The sequence below is a fragment of the Micrococcus sp. genome (assembly GCF_034179925.1).
In the GTDB taxonomy this organism is placed as follows: Bacteria; Actinomycetota; Actinomycetes; order Actinomycetales; family Micrococcaceae; genus Micrococcus.
Map to the genome: position 1 here is coordinate 1 of NZ_JAXFPG010000013.1, position 11,655 is coordinate 11,655.

At 71.9% G+C, this 11,655-nt stretch carries 7 protein-coding genes and 1 rRNA gene; 1 reads left to right on the forward strand and 7 read right to left on the reverse strand.

Features of this window, described 5'->3' with window-relative positions:
- The 7 genes from SPI96_RS02430 to SPI96_RS02460 all read right to left on the reverse strand — a co-directional run.
- Positions 1 to 400: ribosomal RNA gene (locus SPI96_RS02430) — 16S ribosomal RNA — on the reverse strand; the annotation flags it as partial.
- A 792-nt stretch (positions 401 to 1,192) separates the two neighbouring features.
- Positions 1,193 to 3,466 (reverse strand): 1,4-alpha-glucan branching protein GlgB, encoded by a 2,274-nt coding sequence (glgB, locus tag SPI96_RS02435; protein ID WP_414601895.1) that lies wholly within the window; start codon positions 3,464 to 3,466, stop codon positions 1,193 to 1,195.
- 44 nt (positions 3,467 to 3,510) lie between these two features.
- The gene (locus SPI96_RS02440) at positions 3,511 to 5,565 is read right to left on the reverse strand and encodes an alpha-1,4-glucan--maltose-1-phosphate maltosyltransferase (protein ID WP_321080786.1); all 2,055 of its coding nucleotides are present in this window, start codon (positions 5,563 to 5,565) and stop codon (positions 3,511 to 3,513) included.
- A 241-nt stretch (positions 5,566 to 5,806) separates the two neighbouring features.
- Positions 5,807 to 6,799: a 23S rRNA (guanosine(2251)-2'-O)-methyltransferase RlmB gene (gene rlmB, locus SPI96_RS02445; RefSeq protein ID WP_321080781.1), complete on the reverse strand. Its 993-nt coding sequence runs from the start codon at positions 6,797 to 6,799 to the stop codon at positions 5,807 to 5,809.
- 111 nt (positions 6,800 to 6,910) lie between these two features.
- Positions 6,911 to 8,365, reverse strand: coding sequence for a cysteine--tRNA ligase (gene cysS, locus SPI96_RS02450; protein WP_321080782.1), 1,455 nt, complete (start codon positions 8,363 to 8,365; stop codon positions 6,911 to 6,913).
- A 152-nt stretch (positions 8,366 to 8,517) separates the two neighbouring features.
- A complete protein-coding gene (gene ispF / locus SPI96_RS02455; RefSeq protein ID WP_321080783.1) occupies positions 8,518 to 10,053 on the reverse strand; it encodes a 2-C-methyl-D-erythritol 2,4-cyclodiphosphate synthase in 1,536 nt (511 codons plus the stop codon).
- A gap of 240 nt (positions 10,054 to 10,293) precedes the next feature.
- Positions 10,294 to 10,776 carry a CarD family transcriptional regulator gene (locus tag SPI96_RS02460; RefSeq protein WP_321080784.1) on the reverse strand — a complete coding sequence of 161 codons (483 nt, stop codon included), beginning with the start codon at positions 10,774 to 10,776 and terminating at the stop codon, positions 10,294 to 10,296.
- 194 nt (positions 10,777 to 10,970) lie between these two features.
- Here SPI96_RS02460 and SPI96_RS02465 point away from each other — a divergent pair, with 194 nt between their 5' ends.
- The gene (locus SPI96_RS02465) at positions 10,971 to 11,534 is read left to right on the forward strand and encodes a hypothetical protein (protein WP_321080785.1); all 564 of its coding nucleotides are present in this window, start codon (positions 10,971 to 10,973) and stop codon (positions 11,532 to 11,534) included.
- Positions 11,535 to 11,655 lie beyond the last annotated feature (121 nt).

Below are 11,655 nucleotides of genomic sequence, written 5' to 3' on the forward strand. Positions count from 1 at the left end.
ACGCGGCGTCGCTGCATCAGGCTTGCGCCCATTGTGCAATATTCCCCACTGCTGCCTCCCGTAGGAGTCTGGGCCGTGTCTCAGTCCCAGTGTGGCCGGTCACCCTCTCAGGCCGGCTACCCGTCGTCGCCTTGGTGAGCCATTACCTCACCAACAAGCTGATAGGCCGCGAGTCCATCCATGACCGAAATTCTTTCCAACACCCACCATGCGGTGGACGCTCCTATCCGGTATTAGACCCAGTTTCCCAGGCTTATCCCAGAGTCAAGGGCAGGTTACTCACGTGTTACTCACCCGTTCGCCACTAATCCACCCAGCAAGCTGGGCTTCATCGTTCGACTTGCATGTGTTAAGCACGCCGCCAGCGTTCATCCTGAGCCAGGATCAAACTCTCCGTAAAAAATTACAGAACAACACCATGACAGCCGGAAATAACCATCATGACGTCAATTCAATACCTGGCAGGCCAGGCACTCACCACGGGGGTGGGAGGCCATGGCCAACCAATATGTGTTCAAACAATTGGCATCAACAAACTTGGCACACTATTGAGTTCTCAAACAACAGGCGCTACCGGCTTCAGCGACCACTCATTCGCAATCGTTTCGCTCCGGAGCAACTTCTCCAGCCTAGACCATCCGTTCTCACCGTGTCAACTCCGCGTCACCGCTGAAGTCTCAACCACGCCGTCCGTCCGGTCAGGCTCAACAACCTTACCACACGTTCTCAGCATGTCAACTCCGCATCCGCGCAACCGACACCAGCCGTTCACCTCGACAAGGAAGCTCCGCAACCCTACCACACATCAACGACCAGTCAAGAACCAGATCATCCATTCAAGAAAAGTGAATTCCCCGTCACCGGGAAACCCATGCCGCGTGAACCAGGAACACCGTTCCCAGCGACTCACAACACCCGCCGGATCTCTCCGACCAGCGCCTCAGCACGAGAAAGAACTCTACACACACCCCGGCCCGAACGCAAAATCGGGAGTACTTCACCCGTTGACGGGGAGCTCCACCTCCCCTAGATCCGCGTGATTCCGCGGTTCCCGCGGCGCCCGCGACCGCCACTCCCTCGCTCCGCGAGGGCAGGGGCCCCGCATTCGACCGCCATGAGCTCGGTCACGTTCCGCGCCGGCCCACGCGCACACACCCCTGCGGGCCCGGATCCAGCAGGACCCGCCCGGCCCTCATCGCCCAGGGACCGGACGCGGCCGCAGCCACAGCGTGGTCAGCGGCGGCACGTTCACCGTCAGATGCGCCGGCTGCCCCTGCCACTGCCCCGGCTGGGCCCGCAACTCCTCGAGATCACCCTCCCGCTCGCGCAGCCCCTCCCCCGCGAAGTCGGAGGAGTCAGTGTCCAGCACCACAGTCCACTCCCCCTCGGACGGGACCCCCACACGCAGCCCTCGCCGCTCGGCCCCGGACAGGTTGCAGATCACCAGCACGGGGGCACCGTCGCCCTCGGCCCCGGCAGCCGGCAGACGCAGGAACACCTGGGTGTTGCCGTCAGCGTCGCCCCCGTCCACCCAGGCGAACCCCTCCGGGCTGTGGTCCGCGGACCACAGCGCCGGCGTCGCCCGGTAGAGCGCGTTGAGTTCCCGCACCGTCAGCTGCACGCCGCGGTGCGCCGGATCCCAAGAGGCCGCCCAGTCCAGGCCAGCCGCTTCGGACCACTCACTCGGCTGCGCGTACTCGCCGCCCATGAACAGCAGCTGCTTGCCCGGGTGCGCCCACATGTACGCCAGGTAGGCGCGCAGAGTGGCCAGCCGTTGACGGTGCTCCCCCGGGATCTTGCCCAACAGCGACCCCTTGCCGTGCACCACCTCGTCGTGCGAGAGCGGCAGCACATAGTTCTCCGAGTAGGCGTAGGCCATGGAGAACGTCCACAGGTCGTGGTGCCAGCGGCGGTTCACCGGGTCCTCGCCCAGGTAGGAGAGAGTGTCGTGCATCCAGCCCATGTTCCACTTCTTGCCGAAGCCCAGGCCGCCGGCGTCCACCGGTGCGCTCACCCCGGGGAACGCCGTCGACTCCTCCGCGATCATCTGGATGCCCGGGTGCACCCGGTAGGCGGCCGCATTCACCTCGCGCAGGAACTCGATCGCCTCCAGGTTGTGGTTGCCGCCGTGCACGTTCGGCTCCCACTGGCCCGGCTGCCGCGAGTAGTCCAGGTAGAGCATCGAGGCGACGGCGTCCACGCGCAGCCCGTCCACGTGGAACTCTCCCAGCCAGTACAGGGCGTTGGCCACAAGGAAATTGCGCACCTCGGGCCGGCCGAAGTCGAACACATAGGTGCCCCAGTCCGGGTGCTCGCCCCGGCGCGGGTCCGCGTGCTCGTACAGCGCGGTGCCGTCGAACCGGGCCAGCGCCCACGGATCCTTCGGGAAGTGCGCCGGCACCCAGTCCACGATCACGCCGATCCCCGCCGCGTGCAGCGCGTCCACCAGGTGCTTGAACTCGTCCGGGGAGCCGAAACGGGAGGTCGGCGCGTAGTAGCCGGTCACCTGGTAGCCCCACGACCCGCCGAACGGGTGCTCGGCCACCGGCAGGAACTCCACATGCGTGAATCCCAGCCAGCCCACGTACTCCACCAGCTCCTGCGCGAGCTCCCGATACCCCAGCCCCGGCCGCCACGAGCCCAGATGCACCTCGTAGATGCTCAGCGGGCGCTCATGAGGATCCGTGGCCGCCCGCCGACGCATCCACTCCTCGTCCTCGAACTCGTAGCCGGACTCCAGCACCCGCGACCCCGTGGCCGGCGGCACCTCCGCCCAGCGGGCCATCGGGTCCGCCTTCTGCCGCCACACCCCGTCCGCACCGAGGACCTCGTACTTGTAGACCGCCCCGTGCCCGACGCCCGGCACCAGCAGCTCCCACACGCCCGAGGCGCCCAGCGAACGCATCGCATGCGCCCGCCCGTCCCAGCCGTTGTGGTCGCCGATCACCCGCACCGCGCGGGCGTTGGGAGCCCACACCGCGAACGACGTGCCCAGCACGGCACCGTCCGCGTCCCGGCGTACCCGGGCCCCGAGCACCTCCCACAGCCGCTCATGCCGGCCCTCCCGGATCAGGTGGAGGTCCAGCTCGCCCAGGGTGGGCAGGTGGCGGTAGGCGTCATCCTGCTCGAGCACGACGTCGGCGCCGTCCTCCCCCGCGTACGCCACCTCCAGGCGGTAGTCGCCGGCCGCCACACCGGCTGCGGCCGGGGGCCGGCCCACGCCGGCGAACACCCCGTCGGCCTCATGGGTCAGCTCCACCCGGGCTCCGTCCCCGGCGCGGACCACCGTGACCGACCGCGCCATCGGGCGCAGCACCCGGTAGGTGACCGCCGCGCCGTCGGGGTGGGGGTGGGCGCCGAGCACCGCGTGCGGGTCGTGGTGCCGGCCCTGGGCGACGGCGGCCAGCACGTCGGGGTCGACGGGCAGCGGCGCGGGGAGCGTGGGGGCGGCGGACGAGGCGGTCATGGGGATCCTTGTTCGGCGGTCGGACGGCTCGGACGGCGGGCGGGTCAGCCCCGACGCACGATCCGGAGGACGTGGGCGGGCTCGACGGCGGGGTCCAGGCGCACATAGGGGTGCTCGTCCCAGCGCCAGCGCTGACCGGTGAGGAGGTCCTCGACCTCGAAGCGACCCTGCTCGTCCCGATCCTGCGGCCCCAGGTTCAGGGCGGCGGAGTCCAGGTCGAGGGTCGCCTCGGCCACGTGGTGGGGGTCGCATGCGACCACCACGATCAGCGTGTCCTCCGCGCCGCCGTCGTCGGTGACCGCCGCGGCGTCGTGGTGCTCGCCCTCGGGGGCGGCCGCCCGCGTCTTGGAGTAGACCAGCAGCTCCGGGTGCGTGGACCCGTGCAGCGTGAGGTTCTGCAGGTCCCGCAGCGCCGGGTGGGCCGCACGGATCTCGTTCAGGCGCGTCAGATACGGGGCCAGCGAGGCACCCGCGGCCTCCGCTCCGGCCCAGTCACGGGGCCGGTACTCGTACTTCTCGCTGTCGATGTACTCCTCCGCCCCGGGCCGGGCGACATGCTCGAACAGCTCGAAGCCCGCGTACACGCCGTAGAGCGGATTGGAGGTGGCCGCAATCACCGCGCGGGCCCGGAACGCCCCCGGCCCACCGTGCTGCAGGTAGTCGGTGAGGATGTCCGGGGTATTCACGAAGAAGTTGGGCCGGTAGAAGCCGGCCGTCTGGGCGGTGATCTCCTCCAGGTACTCCTCGAGCTCGGCCCGGGTGTTCCGCCACGTGAAGTAGCCGTAGGACTGCTGGAACCCGACCCGCCCGAGCGCATGCATCATGGCCGGGCGGGTGAAGGCCTCCGCCAGGAACACCACACGCGGCTCCACGGCGCGGATCTCGCGGATGAGCCACTCCCAGAACCACAGCGGCTTGGTGTGCGGGTTGTCCACGCGGAAGATGTGCACCCCGCGCTCCACCCAGCCCAGGGCCACCTCCAGCACCGCCTGGGCGAGACCGTCCGGGTCGTTGTCGAAGTTCAGCGGGTAGATGTCCTGGTACTTCTTCGGCGGGTTCTCCGCATAGGCGATGGACCCGTCCACCCGCGTGGTGAACCACTCCGGGTGCTCCTGCACCCACGGGTGATCCGGGGAGCACTGCAGCGCGAGGTCCAGGGCGAGCTCCATGCCGAGCTCACGGGTGCGCTCCGCAAAGGCCGCGAAGTCCTCCTCCGAGCCCAGGTCCGGGTGGATCGCCTCGTGCCCGCCCTCGGGGGCGCCGATCGCCCACGGCGACCCCGGATCCCCCGGGCCCGCGGTCAGCGTGTTGTTCGGTCCCTTGCGGTGGGCCACGCCGATCGGGTGGATCGGAGGCAGGTACACGACGTCGAAGCCCATCGCCGCCACGGCGGGCAGACGCTCGGCGGCCGTGCGGAACGTGCCCGAGCTCCAGCGCCCGGCGGCCTCGTCGTACCGGGCGCCCTCCGAGCGCGGGAAGAACTCGTACCACGCGCCCCGGCCGGCCAGCTCCCGCTGCACGTCCAGGGGGAACAGCTCCGAAGCGGTCACGTGGCGGCGCACCGGGCGGACCTCCAGCACGGCCAGCACCTCCGGCGCCCCCGCCGCCGCCAGGCGACGCGCAGGCTCCTGGCCGGCGTCCTCAAGACCACGCACGGCCTCGGCGAACACTGCACGGTCCTCGGCGGAGCGTGAGGCGTCCTCGGCCTCCCGGCGGAACAGGGCCGCGCCCTCGTCCAGCATGAGGTCCACGTCCACGCCCGCGGCCAGCTTCACGGTGGCGTGGTGCAGCCACGTGCCCACCGGGTCGTCCCAGCCCTCCACCACGAACTGGTGGATGCCCACCTGCGAGGGGCGCAGCACCGCCACGAACTCGTCCAGACCGGGACGGCCCGGGCGCATGTGCACGCGTTGGACCTCGGACCCGTCCGGGCCGAGCAGGCGCACCGTGGCACGCACGGCGTCGTGCCCCTCACGGAAGACCGTGGCCCGCACGGGCACGTCCTCCCCCACCACGGCCTTGGCCGGGAAACGGCCGTCCTCTACGACCGGCTCCACCCCGGTGACGGGGATGCGGCCGGTCAGGGTGCTCGCGCGCACGTCCGCACGGGCCGCACGGGCGGCCGCGGGAGTGGTCTCGGGGGCGGGGCTCGGCTTCGGCTTGGACTTGGACTTCGCAGTGCTCACCCGCCTGACGCTACCCCTCCGGAGGCCGGGGCAGAACGGTTGAGCGGTCCCCGGACGCACACCGGCTCACCGGTGGGGACGACGACGGCCCGGGTGAGCCCGGCGGAGCGAGCGGACTCAGCGGAGGGGTCCGGCGGAGGGGTCCGCCGGCCCGTCAGCGGCCGCCGGCGCGGCGCGTGGCGATCTCGTAGAGGGAGATGCCCACCGCCATCGAGGCGTTCAGGGACTCCATCTCCGATTCGATCGGGATGGACACGATCTGCTGGCAGTGCTCACGCACCAGACGGGACAGGCCCTTGCCCTCAGCGCCCACCACCACCACCAGCGGCTCATCCGCGAGGGCCAGACCCGGCAGGGAGACATCCCCGCCGCCGTCGAGACCCAGCACGAAGTACCCCATGCGGTGCAGCTCCACCAGCGTCGCGTTGAGGTTGCCGGCCTGGGCCACCGGCACGCGGGCGGCCGCCCCGGCGGACGTGCGCCACGCCGTCGCCGTCACGCCCACCGAGCGGCGCTCGGGCACGATCACACCGTCCACGCCGAACGCCGAACCGGCGCGGATGATCGCCCCGAGGTTGCGCGGATCCGTGATCCCGTCCAGCGCGACCAGCAGCGGGGCGCTGCGCAGGTGGCCCTTGCCGTGCTTCTCCAGCGTCTGCTCGCCGAGCTCGAGCGCATCGGCATACTCATACGGCGGGATCTGCAGCACCAGGCCCTGATGCACGGCCTCACCCGAGAGACGGTCCAGCTCCGGCTTCGTGTTCTCCATGACCGGCACCGAGTTCTCCGAGCACAGCCGCAGAACCTCCTTGACGCGGTCGTCCATCTCGATCCGCACCGCCACGTGCAGCGCCTTGGCCGGGATGCCCGCGCGCAGGGCCTCGAGCACCGGGTTGCGGCCCGAGACGGTCTCGTCCGTGAGCTTCACACGGCCTCGCACCTGGTCACCGCGGACCGGGCCGCGCTTGGCGGCCGAGCGCTCCGCGAGCACCTTCGCACGGTGGGCCTTGTGGTAGACGCGGTCCTCGGCCTTGGGCGTGGGACCCCGGCCCTCGAGGGCCTTGCGCCCGTGGCCGCCGGTGCCCTTCGAGGGGCCCTTCTTGCCCTTGGGCTTGCGGGAACCGCCGGAACGGGGGGCGATGGACATGGCGGAACTCCTGGGGGACGGGAGGGAAGCGCGAGGGCACCCGGCCTCACGCCATGGGCACCCGCCCGCGCGGGGACTCAGCCCCCAGTCTAGGTGTCAGTCCGCCCGCGGTCAGTCGGCCAGGCGCCAGGTGGCCCCGTCCGCCCCGTCCGCCACCACGACGCCGGCCGCCGCCAGCGCATCCCGGATCCGGTCCGCAGTGGCCCAGTCCCGATCCGCCCGCGCCTGCGCACGGGCCTCGATCTGCGCCCGCACGAGCGCATCCAGGGCGAGGGCCTCCGGCCCGGACCCGGACGCCTCCGGCTCCGGGACGTCGTCGAAGCCGAGCACCGCCGTCATGGCACGGACCTCCGCGAGGCGGGCCGCCGCGGCGTCGTGGTCCTGCGCCGCGAGCGCGGTGTTGCCCGCCCGGACGGTCTCATGCAGCACCGCGAGCGCCTGCGGGACGGCAAGGTCATCCTCCATAGCCGCCCGGAAGGCGGCGGGCACGGCCTCCGCCAGAGGGCCAACCGGAGCGGGGGCGTCCACCACGGCCGCCGCCCGGGCCACGAAGCCCTCAATGCGCTCGACCGCGGCCTCGGCCTCCTCGAGTGCCCCGGGACGGTAGTCCAGCTGGGACCGGTAGTGGGCCTGGCCCAGGAAGTAGCGCACCGCCTTGGGACGGGCCATGGCGAGCATCTGCTCCGGGGAGATCGTGTTGCCCACCGACTTGGACATCTTCTCCCCCTGGTACGTGACCAGGCCGTTGTGCAGCCAGAACCGGGCGAAGCCGTCCCCGGCCGCCGCAGACTGGGCCAGCTCGTTCTCGTGGTGCGGGAACCGCAGGTCCAGGCCGCCGCCGTGGATGTCGAACGACGAGCCCAGGTACTTCGTGGACATCGCCGAGCACTCCAGGTGCCAGCCCGGCCGGCCCCGCCCCCACGGGGACTCCCACGAGGCCGTGGCCGGCTCACCCTCCTTGGCACCCTTCCACAGAGCGAAGTCGCGGGGGTCCCGCTTGCCGCGAGGATCCGCGTCCGGGGCGTCCTGCATGTCCTCCACCCGCTGGCGGGTGAGCTCGCCGTAGCGCTCCCAGGAGCGGACGTCGAAGTAAACGTCCCCGGAGCCGTCCAGGGCGGGGTAGGCGTGGCCCCGCTCGATGAGACGGCCGATCAGCGCGAACATCTCCGTGATGTGCCCGGTGGCGCGCGGCTCATACGTGGGGCGGCGGACGCCCAGGGCGAGGTAGGCGGCGTCGAACGCCTTCTCGAAGCGGTAGGCCAGCGCCCACCACGGCTCCCGGGACGGGTACAGGTCCGAGGGCTCGAAGCCCTCCTCATGGGAGGCGGCGGAGCGGTCGAGGATCTTGTCATCGATGTCCGTGACATTGCGGACCGAGGTCACACGCAGGCCCGAGGCCTCCAGCCAGCGGATGAGGACGTCGAAGACGATCGCGCTGCGCACATGCCCCACATGGGGCATGCCCTGCACAGTGGCGCCGCAGTAATACACCGACGCCTGGCCGGGCACGAGCGGGACGAACTCCCGGATCTCGGCGGAGCGGGTGTCGTAGAAGCGCTGGGCCATCGGGGCGCGGTCCTTCCGGACGGTCGGGTGCAGGCGGTCGCCACCAGCGTAGTGCTCCGACCCGACCACCGGACGCCCGGAGCCGGGCGGTGAGGCGGTGAGAGCCGGGCGGAGGGCGCAGGGCCAGGCTGAGACTGCGGGGCCAGGCCGGGTCAGGCGGGGGCGAGGATCGCCGTCGCGATCCCGACCAGCCCCTCCCGGCGGCCCACGAAGCCCAACCGATCCGTGGTCGCCGCCGACACCGAGACGACAGCGCCACCCAGGGCCGCGGACATCGCCGCCTCCATCTCCACCCGCCGCGTGCCGACCTTCGGCCGCGGAGCGACCACCTGCACCGCAACGTTGCCGATGCGGAAGCCGGCCCCCGTGACGAGACGGGCGACCTCCGCGAGCATGTCCGCCCCGGAAGCACCGGCCATCTCCGGGCGGTCCACACCGAAGACCGCACCCAGATCCCCCAGCCCGGCGGCCGAGAGCAGCGCATTGCAGGCGGCATGGGCGGCGACGTCCCCGTCCGAGGTGGCCGCGGCCCCGTTCTGCCCGGGCCACTCGATGCAGCCGAGCCAGAGCGGCCGGGGGGCATCCTCAGGGGCCCACGCGTGCACGTCCGTGCCGATACCCGTACGCGGCATGGCGGGCGGGGCGGGGGTGGGGGCAGCCGGGCCCTGGACTGCCGGGGAGGAGGGGACAGGGCCCTGGGCCGACGCCGGGGCCGAGGCCGCCGGGTCCTGGGCGGAGGCCGCCGGGTCCTGGGCCGAGGCACGGGCACCCAGGTGCGCGGCCGCGGCGTCGAGGTCCTCGGGCGCGGTCACCTTGAACGCCTCCGGGTGCCCGGGCACGACCACGACAGTGTGCCCGGCCGCTTCGAGCGCCATGGCGTCGTCCGTGAGGGCGGCGGGGTCGGCGCCGGGCCGGATGCGGGCGGACTCGTGAGCGGCCAACAGCACGTCCAGGTCGAAGCCCTGCGGCGTCTGCACGGCGCGCAGCGCGGCCCGCGGGGGCGTGGCGACGACGGTCGGCAGCTCCTGTGCGGGGTCCACCTGCTTGACGGTGTCCGTGACAGGCAGGCCCGGTATCGCGCCCAGGGCGCCGGAGTCGAGCGCCGACTGGACCGCGAGAAAGACCTCCGGCGGGGTGAGGGCGCGGGCGGCGTCGTGGATGAGGACCCGGCGGGCGGCGGAGGCCGGGCGAGCGGGGCCTGATCCGGTGGGCGCCGGGCCGGTGGGGGCGAGGTCCGCGAGCGCCTCGGCGGCCGCGGCCAGGCCGGCCCGCACCGAGTCTGCGCGCTCGGCTCCGCCGGGCACACACGTGACACGGACGCCCAGCTCGGCCCGCCGCGCGTCGACCAGGCGCTGGACCTCCGCGGCGGGGCCGGGGGCCGGGGGCACCAGTACGACGACGGCATCCACCCGGGTGCCCGCGTCCCGAGCCGCCACGACCGCGTCCAGGCAGTGCTCCAGCAGGGCCCGTCCGTCTGGGAGCGGAGCCAGGGCCTTCGGGATGCCCGCGCCCAGGCGGGTCCCGGAGCCGGCCGCGGCGATCACGAGGACCGTGGGGGCGGTGGTGCCGGACTGCTCGGTGAGTCGGGGCGGCTCGGAGGTGCGGGGCGACGTCGTGGTGGGCGCGGGGGCCGGGGAGGATGAGCCGGGGGCGGATGCAGCGGAGGAGGCGGACCGATCGGGCGACATGGGCCCCATCCTGGCACGAGCGACATTCCAGCACTCGAGCGACAGCGGCCGCAGAGCACAGCGCCCGGGCGACATTCCAGTGTGTCCGCACCGCTGGAATGTCGCCCGGGCGCTGGGGGAGGGGCGGGGAGGACAAGGAGGGGGGAACGAGCCGGCACGGGCAGGCCCCGCACACGACGACGGCGGGGCGGACCGTTCTCGGTCCAGCCCCGCCGTCGTGGTCAGGCTCTCCTCGCGGGGTCAGCCCTCAAGCACCTTGTCCAGCATGCCCTCGGCCTCCTCCTCGGTGACCTTCTTCGCGAGCGCGAGCTCGGAGACGAGCACCTGGCGGGCCTTCGAGAGCATGCGCTTCTCACCCGCGGAGAGGCCGCGGTCGTGGTCGCGGCGCCACAGGTCACGGACCACCTCGGCGACCTTGTTGACGTCCCCGCTCGCGAGCTTCTCCAGGTTCGCCTTGTAGCGGCGGGACCAGTTGGTGGGCTCCTCGACGTGCTCGGCCTGGAGCACCTTGATCACGTGGTCCAGGCCCTCGGCGTCCACGACGTCCCGGACGCCCACGAGGTCAACGTTCTCCGCCGGCACCTCGATCGTCAGATCGCCCTGGGCGACCTTGAGCTTGAGGTACATCTTCTCTTCACCCTTGATGGTGCGCATCTTGATCTCCTCGATCCGCGCTGCACCGTGGTGGGGGTAGACGACGGTCTCTCCGACCTCAAAAACCATGTGATGTGCCCCTTTCCAGACATTCCATTCTATCACGGGGCCTCAGCTCGCCCTCGCGTGCCGCCTCCCCCACAGGCCCCGCCTGTGGTAATGGGGCTCCCCGCAGACCCCTCTCCCGCGGGAGCGCATGCGGTAGCCTGGCCGTGAGCCCCGTCATGGGGCGCCCTCCGTCATCGCACCTGTAGGAGACCCCCGTGAAGTCCGCCGCCTCCCGGCAGGCCCGGCGCCGCATCGCCGCCGGCGCGCTCGCCCTCACCGCCGCCTTCGGCGTCACCGGCTGCTCGGCCGTGAGCCCCATCGCCACGAGCTTCCGCTACCACCCCTCCGACGGCGTGAACCTCAACCCGATCCCCGAGGTCGGCTTCCGCAACGTCGCCGTCGTGGCCACCGAGGGCGCGAACCCCGAGGGTCGCCTGATGGGCTCGCTGTCCAACCGCACCGACCGGGACCTCACCGCGACGCTCACCGTCAACGGCACCTCCTTCACCGTGGACGTGCCCGCCCGTGACGCCGTGAACCTCGAGACGCGGGACGACCTGATCGTGCCGAACGTCGGCGCCCGCACCGGAGAGATGGTCGCCACCGAGGTCACCGCCCGGGGCGCCCAGGGCAGCAGCACCGGCTCCGCCGACGTCCCCGTGCTCTCCGGCACCCTCCCCGAGTATCGCCACCTCGTCCCCGGTGAGGCCGACGCCTCCCAGCTCACCGAGCACCTCTACCAGGAGACCGCCCACTACGGCACCGAGGGCGGCCACTGACCACCCCGGCCGGGGCCCGCACCGCGGCCGGTCCTGAACCGACGACGGCGCCCCTCACCGCCGCGCGGAGGGGTGGGGCGCCGGCGGCCTGGGGAGGGCCGGTGGCCTCGACCCGCCGCGG

What these genes read in the sequence shown, in the direction of transcription:
- glgB (WP_414601895.1), bottom strand. Translation starts at nt 3,466, where the DNA reads ATGACCGCCTCGTCCGCCGCCCCCACGCTCCCCGCGCCGCTGCCCGTC.
- rlmB (WP_321080781.1), bottom strand. Translation starts at nt 6,799, where the DNA reads ATGTCCATCGCCCCCCGTTCCGGCGGTTCCCGCAAGCCCAAGGGCAAG.
- cysS (WP_321080782.1), bottom strand. Translation starts at nt 8,365, where the DNA reads ATGGCCCAGCGCTTCTACGACACCCGCTCCGCCGAGATCCGGGAGTTC.
- ispF (WP_321080783.1), bottom strand. Translation starts at nt 10,053, where the DNA reads ATGTCGCCCGATCGGTCCGCCTCCTCCGCTGCATCCGCCCCCGGCTCA.
- SPI96_RS02460 (WP_321080784.1), bottom strand. Translation starts at nt 10,776, where the DNA reads ATGGTTTTTGAGGTCGGAGAGACCGTCGTCTACCCCCACCACGGTGCA.